A 14,729-nucleotide genomic window follows, 5' to 3' on the forward strand; every position below is an offset into this window, starting at 1 on the left:
CCAGGGCAATCCCAGCCCGACGTGCGGGGCTCAGCCGAGGCTGATCGCGAGAACCGCCAGGACGCACGCGACCCCCACGATCACGAGGGCCCAGAAGAGAGGGCCACTGGCCCGCGGCTCGAGGATCTGCTGAGCGCCCGGGCGGGGTTCCAGATGCGCTGCGCGGCGGTGCGACCAGGTCCGCGCGAGGGCGCGCAGCCGGATCGTTGATGCACGATGTGAAGAGTCGTGTCGACCCACGGGACGCCGTCCAATCTGGCGCTTCGCTGCGCCGGAAGAACCACTGCCCCTGAAGCATGTGCCCAGAGCGACGGAGTGGCATCAGGAGAGCGGCACGTTCGCCCGTTCGGCCCAACGGGAGCACCACACGCAGTAGCCCTTACAGCTGAGGGACCGCTTCGTCCCGGCGCCCGCCGCGGGCGTCCTGGCTCGGGGTGACGCCGAACAGGCGCCGGTACTCGCGGCTGAACTGCGAGGCGCTCTCGTAGCCGACCTCGTGCCCGATACCGGCCACGTCGCCGGGCGAGGCGGTCAGGCGGATGCGCGCCCGCTGCAGGCGCAGCTGCTTCTGGTACTGCACCGGGCTCATCGTGGTGACCTCGCGGAAGTGCCGGTTGAGCGTGGCCACGCTGACCCCGGCGTGGCGGGCCAGGTCTTCGGCGCGGATCGCCTGCTGGAAGTTCTGCTCCATCCAGCGCGCCGCGCGCCGCACCATGGCGAACCGGTCGTCGGAGCGGCCGACCTGCCGCACCAGGGCACCCAGCGGGCCGGTCAGCAGGCGCCAGTGGATCTCCCGCTCGATGCCCGGCGCGAGCACCGCGAAGTCGCCGGGCCGCTCCACCAGCCGCAGCAGCCGCAGCACGGCGCCGAGCAGCTCCTCGTCGGCCGTGGCCACACCGACCGCGGCCCCGGCCGGGCGCCGATCATCCGGGGCGGGGGCCTGCGGCAGGAGCTCGGCGATCAGGTCGGGCCGCAGCCTCACCCCGGCCGCCAGGAACGGGTCGGCCTGCGTGACCTGGGCCGTGACCGCCAGTTCCATCGAGAAGACCAGGTACTCGCCGCGCCCGTAGGAGAACTCGTTGCCGGCCAGCGACATCCGCTTGCGGCCCGCCACCACGAACGCGACCATGGGCTCGAAGTTCGAGCAGTACGGCTGGGTCTGCGTGGTGACGGCCGAGACCAGCGAGCCGGGCAGCCAGCTGCCCCGGGCTCCGGCTCCGGCTCGGGCTCCGGCTGCGGGTCCGGCCAGCCGGGGAATCAGCTCGCGCAGTTCGGTCAGGGCATCCACGCGGGCGATTATCGCATCGAGCGGATCCTGAGCGGATCAGGCAAGGGACTGCCCGGAACGATCTAGGATCCCCCGGCCGCCGGGCCGAGGATTGAGTCATGTCGCAGACAGTGCTCATCACCGGAACCTCCAGCGGCCTCGGCCGCGCCACCGCCCGGCACTTCCACCAGCGGGGCTGGAATGTCGTCGCCACCATGCGCAACCCCGAGGCCGAGACCGAACTCACCCGGCTGCCGGGCGTTCTCGTCACCCGTCTCGACGTCCAGGACACCGCGTCGATCACCGCCGCCGTGGCGGCCGCCACCGAGACGTTCGGACGCGTGGACGCCCTGGTCAACAACGCGGGCTTCGGTGCGTACGGGCCCCTGGAATCCACCCCCCAGGAGGTGATCCAGCGTCAGTTCGGGGTGAACGTGCTCGGTCCGCTGGCCACGATCCAGGCCCTGCTGCCCCAGTTCCGCGCCCACGGTGACGGTGTCGTCGTCAACGTGTCGTCGATCGGCGGGCGCATCGCGTTCCCGCTCGGAACGCTCTACCACGGAATGAAGTTCGCCCTCGAGGGCCTGTCCGAGTCGCTGTACTACGAGCTCGCCGCCCTCGGCGTGCGGGTGAAGATCGTCGAGCCGGGCGGTATCCAGACCGATTTCGGCGGCCGGTCGCTCTCGTTCAGCAACGATCCCGAGATCGCCGACTACCAGCCGATCGTGAAGAACGTCATGGACGCGTTCGGGACCCTGATGGCCGGGGGCTCGCGACCCGAACGCATCGCCGAGGCCGTCTTCGCCGCCGCCACCGACCCCTCCGACCGCCTGCGCTACGCCGCCGGGCCCGACGCGGAACAGATTCTCGCGCAGCGGGAGTCGACCCCGGATGCGCAGTTCCTGCCCGCGATCCGCAGCCAGTTCGGCCTGTCGCGCGCGTGAGCACGCGTGATGCCCGGCGGAAGGCGCTCCACCGGGCATCCGTTCCCTCAGCTCCTCGTCTCCGGGCCGTCCGGTATCTCCAGGACGGTGCCCGGGTGACCCGGATGACGGTCCCCCAGCACGCGGCGGCTCACCTCGGCCTCCATCGCGGGGCTGAACGGGTCGGGGCCGTCATCGCTCGCGGCCGGCATCAGGGGCGCCCGAGGTGGGCCACGAGCAGGTTCGGGTCCTTCTGCGTGGTGTAGGCGGCGTTGGTGACGTAGACGGTGTCGCCGCGCACCGCGACCGCACTGGGGTTGGACAGCCCGTCGTCACCGGTCAGGATCGTCGTGGTTGCCGGGCCGTCGACCAGGACGACCTTGTTCTCGGTGACCAGCGACGCGATGAGCTGCTCGCCCTTGCCGGTGAAGGCGAAGTCGTCGATGCCCTGCAGGTCCCGGGCCTCGGTGGTGAAGGTGCCGGCGCCCCGGCCGCGCAGGGGCGAGCTGAGTACCGTGCCCCGGTCGAGGTTGGAGACGTACAGGCGGCCCGCGCGGATCTTGGCCCCGTTGACCCCGAAGAAGCCGGTGGAGGTCAGGGCCGGGTCGGTGCTGAACGTCGTGACGGTACCCCGGGTCCCCACCGAATAGACCACACCCCGAACCGAATCGGTGACGTAGAGCGTCTTCGTGGCGTGGTCCATCACCATGCCGTTGGGCAGGCCCGACGCCGGCAGGTCGGCGATCTTGCGCGGCCGCCGCCCCTCCTCGAACGTCCAGATGCCGGTCTCGGCCCTCGAGCCGGTCGCGTAGGCGACGTAGAACGTCCTGCCGTCCCGCACCAGACCGCTGGTCAGCGGGAATCCGAGCAGCGGCGTGGTGGCGCGGGGGTCCTTCGGGGCCGGGAGCGTGGCCAGCACCCGGACCTCGCCCCGGCTGCTGACGCGGGCCACCTGGCGGGCGCCCGCCAGGGTCACGGCGACGCTGCCGTTGCGGTCGGTCACCACGTTCTCGGGCATCTGGCCGCCCGCCAGGTCGAAGTGGACCCGGATACCGGCGCTGGTCAGCGGCGGTGAGAACGCCTCGGCCGGAACGGCGTTCAGCAGCGCCGCCGCCGAGGCGGAGGCCACGACCGCGGCTGCGGCGGCCAGGCGGGTGATTGACGATGACATGGGTGACTGCTCCGATACTGAGGTGGGGGACGGTGAGGCACGCAGGCCTCGCGGTCCCGATCCTGCGCCGCGGGCACCGGGGCAGCCAGCCCGCGTCATGGGTATCCCCGGCCGGGACACCCAGCGCCGCGGCCGGCTCGGCATACTCGGAGGATGAGTACTGCCGGAGCGCTGGGTGAGACGCTGCAGGCGTGGCGCGCGCGGATCAGCCCGGAGGACGTCGGTCTGCCCACCTACGGTGAACGCCGCCGGGTCAGCGGTCTGCGCCGCGAGGAACTCGCCCTGCTGGCCGGGGTCAGCGCCTCCTACTACACCCGGCTCGAGCAGGGGCACTCCCGCAACGCGTCGCCCGAGGTGCTCGACGCGATCGCCCGGGCCCTGAACCTCACGGCCGCCGAACGCCAGCACCTGGGCACCCTCGCCGCCGTCAGGCCGCGCACCACGCCGCGACGCCCACCGGCCGAGCACGTCGACGAGGCCCTCTCCGACCTGCTCACCGCACTCGGTGACGTGCCCGCACTCGTGCTCGGGCGCCGCAGCGACGTCCTCGCCTGGAACCCGGCCGGCCATGCCCTGCTGGCCGGGCACCTCGCCGCGGACGGCCCGCACCACGCCCGCACGCGTCCCAACATGACCGAACTCGTCTTCCTCGACCCCGACGTCCGGGCCCTGTACGCCGACTGGCCCGCCAAGGCCCGCGCCGTCGTGGGCAACCTGCGCCTCACCGCCGGACTGCACGCCGACGACCCGCTCCTGGCGGCCCTGATCGGGCGCCTCTCCCTGAACTCACCCGACTTCGCGCGTCTGTGGGGCGACCACCGCGTCCACCCTTGTGCCACGGCTGATTACGAACTGCACCATCCGCTGGTGGGCACGCTCACCGTCACCCAGCAGTCGCTGAAGGCCCTGCAGGCGCCCGAGCAGACGCTGGTCACCTGCACGGCCCCGGCCGCAAGCCCCTCCGCACAGGCTCTGGCACTGCTGGCTCAGCTCCGGCCGCACCTGAGACGGCCGTCTCACGAAACGCGGATCCCCCGGCATCCGGACGGCGGAGGGCACATGATCGAGATCGCTCAGTGAGCGACCGGTGACGGGGGATCCGGGAAACGGGTGAGGGCACCTGGGGTGCCTGACGGGACGGGGCCCTCACCCGGCACCACGTGACGCCCGTGGGTTCTGGGCGTCAACGAAAGATCGGCGAAGCACGGACTCGCACGGCGCGTCACGCTCTACACCGGACCGGGCTCCGGACCCCGAGGCGTGCTCAGCAACCGCCGGCGCCGCTCGGCGGTCATGATCGGCCCGAACTCCTTGTCCCACAACAGACCCAGCGGCGCCAGGTGCATCCCGGTCTCGGGCGTCCAGTCGCCCAGGCCGGACAGCACCACACCGAACGCCTCGTCGTCCTGCCCCGCCTTGAGCAGCTGACGCGCCTGCTCGACGGTGCGGGCCCAGGCCGGCGTCCGCGAGAAGTCCGCCGTCAGACCCCGCTCGAACCGGAAGCGCACCGCCAGTTGCCTCGCCTGGGAGGCGAACTCGGGCGGCGAGCTCTGCGAGAACGAGGTCATCCGGTGTTCCTGCGCGGCGTCGGGATCCAGGGCGCCGACGACCAGCAACGGCAGCAGGTCGTTCTGCACCGCCGCGTCGCCGGTCACGGCCCGCGAGCGCCACATCAGGTCGGAGTGGTCGGGGTCGCCGCCGGTCAGGGCCCGTACCTGGATCGCGAGCACCAGTGCCCGGGCGTCGTTGAAGCGGCCGGCCTGCTCGAAGACGTCTTCCTCGGTGCGGTCACCGGCCAGGAGCAGCCGGTAGGCGTGGTCGACCTGCTCGGCGATCTCGGTGTGGGTCTGGCTGTCGGGGCCGTCGAAGGTGAGGAAGGTGGCGTACTGGTCTTCCATCTCGGCCCGGAACGAGGGTTGTTCCTCACCGGCGCCCGGGTACCAGGTGGTGAAGCCGACGGCGGCCCACTCACCGTGCTCGGAGGTGCGGGCCGGGTCGAGCAGGAGGTGGTCGACACCGGTGTTCAGGAGCAGGCTGCGGTGCAGCCGAGGTGCGTCCTCCTGCCATTCCTCGATCAGGCCGGGGGCCAGGTCGCGGGTCCAGCCGATCTCACCGACGGGGCGCACGGCCCCGAAGTCCATGGTGAGGGCGGGCCAGCCGTCGGTCACGGCGTAGAACTCCCGCAGTGACGGCGGCAGTTGACGACCGAGCCGGGTCTCGGCGCGGGCGATGTCGGTCTCGCTCGCGGGGGCGGTGCCGATCCAGCCGGTGGCGCGCATCTCGTCGGTGACGGTGAGCCCGATGGCCTCGGCCTGCTGGATCGCTTCGCGGCTCCAGCGCTCGAGCCAGGCGCGCAGGGTCAGGTGGCTGAGCAGGCTGCGGGGCATGATCGCCACGATATCCAGAGCGGCCCGCCGATCCGGCCGGGGAGGTCTGCCGGTACCCGGAACGCGGGTCACTCCCGGTCGGCGCGGTGCGCGGTGTTGGCTGGGCCCCTCAACCGGCAGCAGGAGGAGACACCATGGAACACCGGCTTCTGGGCCGCACCGGTCTGGCCGTCAGTCCGCTGTGCCTGGGCACGATGATGTTCGGGCCGTGGGGCAACGACGACCGCGCCGATTCGGTCAGGGTCATCCACCGGGCGCTGGACGCGGGGATCACCTTCATCGACACCGCCGACGTGTACTCGGCCGGGGTCTCGGAGGAGATCGTCGGCGAGGCGCTGCGGGGGCGGCGCGACGACGTGGTGCTGGCGACGAAGTTCTTCATGCCGATGGGCGAGCACCCCAATCAGGGCGGCGGGTCACGGAAGTGGATCTTCCAGGCGGTCGAGAACTCGCTGCGCCGGCTGGGGACCGACTACATCGACCTGTACCAGGTGCACCGGCCGAGCGCGGTGATGGACGTCGAGGAGACCCTCGGTGCGCTGACCGATCTGGTGCGCCAGGGCAAGGTGCGGTACATCGGCTCGTCGTCGTACTCCGGTTCGCAGATCGTGGAGGCCCAGTGGGTCGCCCGCGAGCGCCGTCTGGAGCGGTTCGTCACCGAGCAGCCGCCGTACTCGATCCTGGTGCGGGGTATCGAGCAGGACGTGCTGCCGGCGCTCCAGCGGCACGGCATGGGGACGCTGACGTACAGTCCGCTGGCCGGTGGCTGGTTGTCGGGTCGCTGGCGTAGGGACGCGGCGGGCTCGCCGACGTCGTCGGCCCGCCCCGCGGCGCGGTTCGACATGTCGAGCCCGGCCAACCGGCGCAAGCTCGAGGTGGTCGAGGAGCTGGCGCTCCTGGCCGAGCGCGAGAACCTGACGCTGATCGAGCTGGCGCTCGCCTGGGTGATCAACCACCCGGGCGTGACGTCGGCGATCATCGGGCCGCGCACGACGGAGCAGCTGGAGTCTCAGTTGCCGGCGGCCGACATCGTGCTCAGGGCCGAGGTTCTCGACCGGATCGACGAGCTGGTGGCACCGGGGGTGACGATCAATCCGGACGACAACAGTTACGGCGCCTCGGAGCTGACGGCCGAGGCGCGGCGGCGGTGAGTGCACGGCCAGATCCGCGATGCACCACCCGAGGCCGGTCTTGCGCACACGTGCGTGAACGGGACCGACGCCCTGTGTGGGACGCAGGCATCCTCGGGTGAGCGCGGTGGCGGATCACCTTTCTGCCTGCGGGTGAACACCGGGGCGGCCGTCGCCGTGTGAACCAGGAACAGCTGCCCGCCGTACGCCCGAGGAGAACCACCATGCCCGCAACCGCACCGGTCACCGTCGAGGAATGGCGCGCGTTCCTCACCGGGTACAGCCGGGAGGTCCTGAGCTCCCCCGACCAGGAGCGGGAGCAGGCCACCCCCGAGGGCATCGTCACCGTCTCCCGCTTCAGTCCCGAGATGCTCGAGAGCCGCTGGGTGGGCAACGTCCCGGCCGAGGAGGCCGAGATCGCCGAGGCGGAGGCCCGGCTGGAGCGTCGCCTGCCCCCGTCGTTCCGGAACTTCTACCGGGTCAGCAACGGCTGGGGCGAGGCCGGTGAGTTCGGCGAGGACCTGTGGCCGCTGGCGGAACTGGCCTGGGTGCGGGGGCACGACTTCGAGGACCTGGTCGACTCCTGGCACGGGGTTCTCGAGGACAGTGTGCTGGCGCGCCTGCGGGACGGACTGGCCATCGGGTATGCGGACGGAGGGGCCGGGGACTACTGGTTCCTGGTGCCCCCGCCGAACCGGGCCGAGGAGGAGTGGACGCCGTACGTGTGGGCCGCCGGCTCCGGCCAGGAGCCGGAGCCGTTCGAGACCTTCGGTGCGCTCATGGTTTCCGTCCGTGAAGGCCTGTCCTCCTGATCGGCGATCTCCCGTCGGGACGGCCACGTTCCACGGCACCGTCAGCCGCCCCCGGCCCCCCGGCCCCGGGCTCGGCGACCGGGTCGACCGGGTACCGCAGGCACAGCGCCACCGGGCAGTCGCCGCGCGTCGTTGCGGCAGGCAATGGGAAACCCGTGTCCGGCGCCCGGAGTGACACCTACGGTGGTGCCAATCCCACTCGAACGGTTCGGTTCTGAGCCATTCGAGACCCAACCGTACGATGCCCGAGGAGCTTTCATGCCATCCTGGACGATGACCCGACCGGCCCGCGCCCTGATGTTCGCCGCCGCCGGCGCCGCCCTGACGATCAGCCCGGCCATGACCTCGCCCGCGCTCGCGGCCGGGACGACCAACTGCGGGACCACCGCCAACGGCTTCGACCACCACGTCGTGGCCAGGAGCAGAACCGTGGGCGGGCACACCATCCAGCTGTGGACCGGGGCGGGCTTCGACGAGGACTTCGCGAAGATCGCCGCCGGATACCGGTCCGGCGACCGGGTCTGGATCGACAAGCGGAAGACGGGTGCCTCGACCTGGACCCAGTGCGGGCCCTTCTCCCGGATCAGCAGCAACGAGATCTCGAACCCGGACAGCCGCACCCAGACGCGGGCCTGCTTCGACTACGTGACCGGAGGCAGCCGCAAGGCCTACTGCACGGAGTGGTACACCGGCCACAAGGGCTGATCGGCACGGACGAAAGTGACGGCGCGAGGCCGGCCTCGCGCCGTCACCGTCCTCGAAAGATCCGGTGCCGGCGTCAGACGCCCAGGAGCAGGGCACTCACCTGGTCCGGGACGATGACCATGCAGTCGTGCCCACTGCGCAGTTCGTGCACCCGGGCCGGAGGGACGGTCGCGGGAACCGGCCGTCGCTCGAATCCCTCGGGTTCGCTGCCGACACAGTGGATGTGGGTGCTCGGGACCCGGTCGGCCGCCGGGTTGCCCATCCGGACCCGGCCGGTCAGGCAGCCGAGGGCGTGGTCGGAGACCATCGGCTTGAGCCAGGCGACGTCGTCCGGGTCGGTGACCCCGAACAGGCCTGCGGGTGCGGGCATCTCGGGCAGTGGCGGGATGCGCCACGGGGTTGCACCGCGGGCCGCGGCGTCGATGAGGTGCTGAGTGACGGGCATGACGTCGACCGCGTTCTCACCGTCGACCGGCACCATGGCGTCCACGTACACCAGCTGCCCGACGCGTTCGGGAACCCGGTGCGCAACCCCGGAGATCACCATTCCCGCATAGCTGTGGCCGACGAGCACCACATCGGCGAGATCCTCCCGCAGGAGCAGGCCGACGATGTCGTCGATGTGCGTCTCCAGGTCGATGGCGGCACCGAGCAGGTGGGCCGTCTCCCCGTAGCCCGTGAGGGTCGGGGTGAGGACGCGGTGTCCCTGCCCCTCGAGCCGGGTGGCGACCCGTTCCCAGACCTCTCCGGTGTGCCAGGCGCCGTGGACGAGTACGTACATTCGCGAGTTCATGGTGCGAACAGTACGCCCCATTAACTGTTCCTGTCATGTACCGTTCTGGTCGTGGCACAGGAGAACTGGAACGTCGGGTCGCGCTTCACCGGTCCCCTGCATCCGCTCGGGCAGCTGGCGGTCCTGGTCAGTGCGCGGATGACGCAGGTGGCCGAGGCCAACGGCGTCACCCCGATGCAGGCCCGGATGCTGGGCGCGCTGCACGACGGCCCCCGCGGGATGGCCGAGCTGGCACAGTTCCTCAGCATCGAGAAGGCCGCCCTGACCGGGCTGGTGAACCGGGCCGAAGACCGGGGCCTGGTCGCCCGGCAGCCGGTACCGGGCAACCGGCGCTCCATGCACGTGGCCGCCACCCCCGCCGGCGCCGAGGCCTCGCAGGCCTTCTACACCGAGCTCGCCGAGCGCCTCGACGAGATCATCGCGACCCTGCCGGCGCGCGACCGGGAGACCTTCCGGAGCTGGACCCGCGCGCTGGTCGACGCCGCCGACCTGTGACCTCCGGGGCTCGCGCCAACCGCCTCGGCCGATCAGGACGCGGGCGTGCTCCTCGAGGGCGCGGTACGGGCGCAGCCCGGCATCACGCGCGCCCACCGTCGATCACCCCGGACCCGTCGCAGTTCACCCGCGCGCCCTTTCACCGCCCGATACGGCCGGAGATCTGGCCGCCGTGCAGGCAGGCCCAAAGACCCTTCCCTACGACCAGGTACTCACGCACTGTGCCCGCATGACCACCCACACAGCGCCGGGTCACCTGTCTGTGAGCGCCTGCTGGCAACACCTGAGAACGACCGACATCGGCCGCCTCGCGGTCCTGGTGGAGGGGGACGTCGACATCTTTCCGGTCAACTACACCGTCGACCACGGATGCATCATCGTCCGGACCGCCGGAGGGACCAAGCTGTCCTGGGCCCTGGCCGGCCCACCGGTCGCCTTCGAGACCGACGGACACGACAGCGACGAGCGTCGTTTCTGGAGCGTGGTGCTCAAGGGCCGGGCCGAGGAGCTGACCGACCTGGACGAACGCCTCTCGGCCGGCGACCTTCCGCTCATGCCCCGGCACGGCGGGCCGAAACACCGCTTCCTGCGTATCGTTCCCGGCACGGTCACCGGACGCCGGTTCGAGAGCGCCCAGCACGAGCACTGGCACGACCCCCTCGCCGAGGCCCGCGGCCGCACCGTGCGATGAGGTCCGCCTCGGCCGTCGCGTCGTTGCCGTCACCCGCCAGCCCTCGGCGTAGCTCTGCCCGCCACCTGGTCTCCCTGCGGCGGGTCTCGGCCCACTCGGCCGGGCAGAACCGCGGCCGGTGCCATGGCGGGCTGAAGCCCTGACGCGGGAACGACATCCGCGAGCTACCCGATGTCGCAGGTCGGGTGGTAGTCACCCCCGATGTGACCGGCCCATTCGGCCCGGGTGAGGTTGCGCCCGGCCCGGGCGCACAGAGTGTCGTGGGAGATGTCGACCCGGGTGTCCCAGACCTGTACGGGGCCGGCGGAACCGCCGCCGAGGACGAGACCGGTGCCGTCCGGGGTGTAGGCCAGGGAGGAGACGTTCCCGAAACGTCCACCGATGGAGCGCATCACATTGCCCGTCGAGGTGTCCCAGATGCGGACGTAGCCGTCCCAGCCGCCGGTGGCGATGCTCGCGCCGTCCGGTGCGAATGCGACGGCCTGCACGGGCTGGTCGCCGCCCTCGAGCACCTGGAGTTCCCGGCCGGTGGTCACGTCCCAGATCCGGGCCGTGCCGTCGAGACTGGCGCTGGCCAGGCGGGTTCCGTCGGCGCTGAAGGTGAGCTCGTACAGGAAGCTGTCGTGCCCGGTGAGCTCACGCACGAGTTCTCCGGTGTGGGCGTCCCACAGCTGGATCTTGCTGTCCTCGGACGAGACCGCCACCAGACTGCCGTCCGGGGTGAAGTCCAGGGCGTTGATCTTGCCCATCGGGCTGGTGAAGGTCTGGACCACTTGTCGTGAGCGCAGGTCCCAGATCCGGACGGAGCCGTCCCCGTACCCCACGGCCAGTTGGTGGTCAGGGCCGAAGGCGGAGTCCTGCTCGCGCAACCCGGTGATCGCCAGCGGGTGCAGAGGGCGGCCGGTGGTGGGCTCCCGGACCTGGACCGAGCCGTCGTTGTCCCCGGTGACCAGGTAGGTGCCGTCGGGGCTGAAGGCGACCGAGGCAGACCCGCCGTACTCGCGCTCGACGGTGCGACGGACGGTCGCGGTACGGGCGTCCCAGAGCCGCAGCCGCCCGTCCTCCAGGCCTGCCACGGTGGCGAGCAGGATCCCGTCCGGGGAGTAGGCCAGCTGCGTGGCCTGGTTGGCCGTCGCGGGGAACAGCCGTGCGCTGTCACCGGTGCCGAGCGTCCAGATCCGCACCCGGTTACCCAGGCCGATCGCGATGGAGCGGCCGTCGGGGCTGTAGGTCAGGCCGGTGGAGCTGACGTTCTCGGCGTCGAGACTGAGGGTCGGCATGCTGGTCGCGCCGTTCAGGTCCCACAACTGGATGACGTCACCGGCCATGGCCGTGGCCAGGGTCGTGGCGTCGGGGCTGAACGCGATGCCCTGGGACTGGGACAGGTCGCCACGTCCGACGAACCCGCGGTTCTCACCCTTCTCCGCACCCCACACACGCACGGTGTTCGAGGTCCCGGCGACGGCGAACGTCGTGCCGTCGGGATTGACCGCGATGAACTGGGGCAGCTCGCTGGGCCGGCCTCTGATGGTGTGCAGCGACTTTCCGGTGCGGGCGTCCCACAGGCGCACGTCGGTGTCGAAGCTTCCGGTGATGACCCGGGCGCCGTCGGTCGTGTAGGCGACGGCCATGACGTTGCCGGTGTGACCCGTGAGGGTGTGCTCCAGCCGGCCGGTCTGCACGTCCCAGATCCGCGCCGTGCCGGCGGTGTTGTCGGCGGTGGCCAGGTGACGCCCGTCCGGGCTGAAGGCGACCCCGAAGACCGGTGCCGGGTCGATCTTCGACGTGGCCATCCGGCGAAGGGGACGGCCCGTCGCGGGATCCCACAGGCGGATGGTCCCGTCCCAGCCGCTGGTGGCCAGCATCCGGCCGTCGGGTGAGTAGGCCAGGGCGCGCAGGGCGTCGGTGTGCCCGGTCAGGACGCGCAGGGTCCGGCCGCCGGCCGCGTCCCAGATCCGGGCGGTGCGATCTTCGGAGACGGTGGCGAAGGTGGCGCCGTCCGGGGCCCAGGCCACGTCTTTCACGGTGGACGAATGCCCGCTCAGGGTACGGGTGATCGGTGCGTACGCGGTGGTGGTGAGCATGTCGCGGCTGTCACCGCCGGGATTGAGCCGGTCCGCCTCCAGTGCCAGCAGGGTGGCCAGGCGCGGATCGGCGCGCAGGACCTCGCGGGCCTGGTCGATCAGCCGGTCCGACAGGATCACGTTGCGGGCGTGTTCGGCGGCGCGGGTCTGCCGGTACGAGAGCAGGGCCAGCCCTGAGGCGAGAGCGAACAGCACGGCGAACGTGGCTGCGGCCAGCTGCAGATTGCGCTGGCGCCGACGCGTGAGTCTCAGCTGGGCGTCCCGGTAGGTCAGGCTGGCGCCGAGGAACTGCTGGTCGAGCGCCGTCAGGGCACCGGGGTGCTGCACCGCCCAGGCCTGGAAGGTGTCGAGACGGCTTCCACCCCAGACAGTTCCGGGTTCACCGCGGTGAGTGTTCCAGTAGGTGGCGGCCGTACGCAGCTCCTGCAGCAGGCGCAGGCCACCGCGGTCGTCACGCAGCCAGTTCTGCAGCCTGGGCCAGGCGGTGATGATGGTCTCGTGCGCCAGGGTGCTGGTGTCGCGGTCGGACGTGACCAGCCGGCTCTGGGTGAGGCGGTGCAGCACGTCCTCCGCGCGCGGGTCGTCGAACTGGGCGAGAAGGTCGGTGGTGGTGACGCTCTGGCGGGTGTCCCGACCGTTCTCGTCGATGCTGACCATGCTCAGCAGCATCGTGCGCACGATGGCGCGGTCGGCGTCGTCGTGCAGGTCCTCGTACAGGGCGTCGGCCGTGGCGCTGACGGCGTGCGCGAGCCCTCCGAGCTCACGGAACCGGGCCAGGGTCAGCACGTTCTGGCTGCGGTTCTCGTACAGGTCCCGGAGGGTGTGGGCCAGCAGGGGCAGGGACTCCGGGCCCGCCTTCTCCAGCAGGACCCGGGCCAGGCCCGGCGCGAGCGTCAGCCCTGCGGCCCGGGCCGGGCCCTCGATCACCTCGAGGAACTGGGCGCGTCCCAGAGGCGGCACCACCATGGCCTGTTCGAGATGGGCCGTCATCCCGGGCAGGGCGGCGAAGTGGGCGTAGAAGTCCGCGCGGAAACTGAGGAGGACCAGCGCATCCTGACGGGCCACCTCGGTCAGGGCTCTCAGGAACGCTTCGCGTTCGCGTCCGGAACAGCCGGCGGTGAACAGCTCCTCGGCCTGGTCGACGACGATGAGTACCCGTCCGGGCCGTTCCGGCCGACCGGGCGGGTCCGGCCGTTCCGGCCGCAGCTGGGCGAGGGTGCCGCGCAGCGCCTCGGGCCGGGTGGCCAGCTCGTGTTCCAGGGAACCGGCCGCGACCCCGGCCCGGGTGCTCACCTCGACCGCCAGCGCCCGCAGCGGGCGGTGCCCGGGCGTCAGCTGAACGACCGGCCAGGACCCACCGAGCAGGCCGTGCTCAACCGCCGGCACCAGTCCGGCCCGCAGCAGCGAGGTCTTGCCGACACCCGAGGGACCGGTGACCACGAGCAGGCTGACCTCGCCGGCGGCCCCGGCGGCGCGGGCCGCCAGGCGGGTCAGGAGCCCGGCGAGAACGGCGTCGCGACCGTGGAAGTAGCCGGCGGCGGCCTCAGCCGGGCCGAGCGAGGCCAGGCCTGGATAGGGCGGCAACGACGTCACCGGCCTCTGACCGGGCTCGACGCCCTGCGCGTGCATGAACTCGCGCAGCTCGGAGTGGCGGATCTGCTCCAGGTGCAGGAGCTGGCCGAACGCAGCACGCTGGGTGGCCGCGTACTCGTCCACCCGGTCCTGCCCGGCCAGCATCTGATCGAACAGGGCCTGCTGCCCGGTCATGATCGAGTGGCCCAGGCCCTCGAGCGCCCGGACGAGGTCTTCGTGCAACTGCGGTTCGGCACGGGTCTCCTCCAGCGCCCCACTGGTCTGGAGGAAGCGGCTCAGGTCACGCTGGAAAGCCAGGCGCACCGACCGTTGCTGATCACCCGACAGATGCCACTCGAACGATTCCTGCAGCAGGGCGCGCAACCGCTCGGCCCGCCCGTCTTCTCCCCGCTCACCCGGCTCCTCCTGCCGGACCCGGGACCAGACCTCCTCCACCACCGAGGCCAGCAGGTTCCCGCCGAGACCGGCGATCACACCCGCCGCGCCGGCCGCTCCACCGCTGAGCAGAGCGGGCAGCCAGATCTCGGCGCTGGTGGCAGCAGCCAGCCCGGTGAGCAGCGAGATTCCCCCCGGCGTGGCCTGACCCCGCACGCGTGCGGCCCAGTCCCGTGCACCACTTCGCCCCGCGTCGTCGCCGCTCATACCCTCCCCCGGCCGGGCCACTGGACTCAGCGTAGA

General features: G+C 71.5%; 12 protein-coding genes. 7 read left to right on the forward strand and 5 right to left on the reverse strand.

The window, feature by feature from the left end:
* Positions 1–379: 379 nt before the first annotated feature.
* On the reverse strand, positions 380–1,288 hold the full coding sequence (locus tag J2S57_RS30390; RefSeq protein WP_307249390.1) for an AraC family transcriptional regulator: 909 nt from the start codon (positions 1,286–1,288) through the stop codon (positions 380–382).
* 98 nt (positions 1,289–1,386) lie between these two features.
* Between J2S57_RS30390 and J2S57_RS30395 the strand changes: the two genes are divergently transcribed.
* Positions 1,387–2,211, forward strand: a complete 825-nt coding sequence (locus J2S57_RS30395; RefSeq protein WP_307249392.1) for an SDR family oxidoreductase — start codon at positions 1,387–1,389, stop codon at positions 2,209–2,211.
* A gap of 190 nt (positions 2,212–2,401) precedes the next feature.
* Here J2S57_RS30395 and J2S57_RS30400 read toward each other — a convergent pair whose 3' ends face one another.
* Positions 2,402–3,361 (reverse strand): hypothetical protein, encoded by a 960-nt coding sequence (locus tag J2S57_RS30400; RefSeq protein ID WP_307249394.1) that lies wholly within the window; start codon positions 3,359–3,361, stop codon positions 2,402–2,404.
* A 153-nt stretch (positions 3,362–3,514) separates the two neighbouring features.
* Between J2S57_RS30400 and J2S57_RS30405 the strand changes: the two genes are divergently transcribed.
* Positions 3,515–4,441, forward strand: a complete 927-nt coding sequence (locus J2S57_RS30405; RefSeq protein ID WP_307249396.1) for a helix-turn-helix domain-containing protein — start codon at positions 3,515–3,517, stop codon at positions 4,439–4,441.
* A 149-nt stretch (positions 4,442–4,590) separates the two neighbouring features.
* Here J2S57_RS30405 and J2S57_RS30410 read toward each other — a convergent pair whose 3' ends face one another.
* The gene (locus J2S57_RS30410; protein ID WP_307249398.1) at positions 4,591–5,748 is read right to left on the reverse strand and encodes an SMI1/KNR4 family protein; all 1,158 of its coding nucleotides are present in this window, start codon (positions 5,746–5,748) and stop codon (positions 4,591–4,593) included.
* Positions 5,749–5,882: 134 nt separating this feature from the next.
* Between J2S57_RS30410 and J2S57_RS30415 the strand changes: the two genes are divergently transcribed.
* From J2S57_RS30415 to J2S57_RS30425, 3 genes are all read left to right on the forward strand, one after another.
* Positions 5,883–6,899 (forward strand): aldo/keto reductase, encoded by a 1,017-nt coding sequence (locus J2S57_RS30415; RefSeq protein ID WP_307249400.1) that lies wholly within the window; start codon positions 5,883–5,885, stop codon positions 6,897–6,899.
* A 203-nt stretch (positions 6,900–7,102) separates the two neighbouring features.
* Positions 7,103–7,690, forward strand: a complete 588-nt coding sequence (locus J2S57_RS30420; RefSeq protein ID WP_307249402.1) for an SMI1/KNR4 family protein — start codon at positions 7,103–7,105, stop codon at positions 7,688–7,690.
* A 258-nt stretch (positions 7,691–7,948) separates the two neighbouring features.
* Entirely contained in the window at positions 7,949–8,395 is a 447-nt protein-coding gene (locus tag J2S57_RS30425) for a hypothetical protein (RefSeq protein ID WP_307249404.1), read from the forward strand.
* 73 nt (positions 8,396–8,468) lie between these two features.
* Here the strand turns inward: J2S57_RS30425 and J2S57_RS30430 are convergent, their stop codons facing one another.
* A complete protein-coding gene (locus J2S57_RS30430) occupies positions 8,469–9,188 on the reverse strand; it encodes an alpha/beta fold hydrolase (protein ID WP_307249407.1) in 720 nt (239 codons plus the stop codon).
* A 51-nt stretch (positions 9,189–9,239) separates the two neighbouring features.
* Here J2S57_RS30430 and J2S57_RS30435 point away from each other — a divergent pair, with 51 nt between their 5' ends.
* Complete coding sequence (locus tag J2S57_RS30435; protein ID WP_307249409.1) at positions 9,240–9,683, forward strand: MarR family winged helix-turn-helix transcriptional regulator; 444 nt, start codon at positions 9,240–9,242, stop codon at positions 9,681–9,683.
* Between the two features lie 229 nt (positions 9,684–9,912).
* Positions 9,913–10,374 (forward strand): pyridoxamine 5'-phosphate oxidase family protein, encoded by a 462-nt coding sequence (locus J2S57_RS30440; RefSeq protein WP_307249411.1) that lies wholly within the window; start codon positions 9,913–9,915, stop codon positions 10,372–10,374.
* Positions 10,375–10,538: 164 nt separating this feature from the next.
* On the opposite strand, the gene J2S57_RS30445 is transcribed toward J2S57_RS30440, so the two are convergent.
* Positions 10,539–14,693 carry a WD40 repeat domain-containing protein gene (locus tag J2S57_RS30445; RefSeq protein ID WP_307249413.1) on the reverse strand — a complete coding sequence of 1,385 codons (4,155 nt, stop codon included), beginning with the start codon at positions 14,691–14,693 and terminating at the stop codon, positions 10,539–10,541.
* Positions 14,694–14,729 lie beyond the last annotated feature (36 nt).

This window comes from Kineosporia succinea (assembly GCF_030811555.1).
Lineage (GTDB): Bacteria > Actinomycetota > Actinomycetes > Actinomycetales > Kineosporiaceae > Kineosporia > Kineosporia succinea.

Bases quoted from the DNA above. Each gene is read 5' to 3' on its own strand.
- J2S57_RS30405 (WP_307249396.1), top strand. From the start codon at position 3,515: ATGAGTACTGCCGGAGCGCTGGGTGAGACGCTGCAGGCGTGGCGCGCG.
- J2S57_RS30425 (WP_307249404.1), top strand. From the start codon at position 7,949: ATGCCATCCTGGACGATGACCCGACCGGCCCGCGCCCTGATGTTCGCC.
- J2S57_RS30410 (WP_307249398.1), bottom strand. From the start codon at position 5,748: ATGCCCCGCAGCCTGCTCAGCCACCTGACCCTGCGCGCCTGGCTCGAG.
- J2S57_RS30430 (WP_307249407.1), bottom strand. From the start codon at position 9,188: ATGAACTCGCGAATGTACGTACTCGTCCACGGCGCCTGGCACACCGGA.
- J2S57_RS30440 (WP_307249411.1), top strand. From the start codon at position 9,913: ATGACCACCCACACAGCGCCGGGTCACCTGTCTGTGAGCGCCTGCTGG.
- J2S57_RS30420 (WP_307249402.1), top strand. From the start codon at position 7,103: ATGCCCGCAACCGCACCGGTCACCGTCGAGGAATGGCGCGCGTTCCTC.
- J2S57_RS30400 (WP_307249394.1), bottom strand. From the start codon at position 3,361: ATGTCATCGTCAATCACCCGCCTGGCCGCCGCAGCCGCGGTCGTGGCC.
- J2S57_RS30395 (WP_307249392.1), top strand. From the start codon at position 1,387: ATGTCGCAGACAGTGCTCATCACCGGAACCTCCAGCGGCCTCGGCCGC.
- J2S57_RS30445 (WP_307249413.1), bottom strand. From the start codon at position 14,693: ATGAGCGGCGACGACGCGGGGCGAAGTGGTGCACGGGACTGGGCCGCA.
- J2S57_RS30415 (WP_307249400.1), top strand. From the start codon at position 5,883: ATGGAACACCGGCTTCTGGGCCGCACCGGTCTGGCCGTCAGTCCGCTG.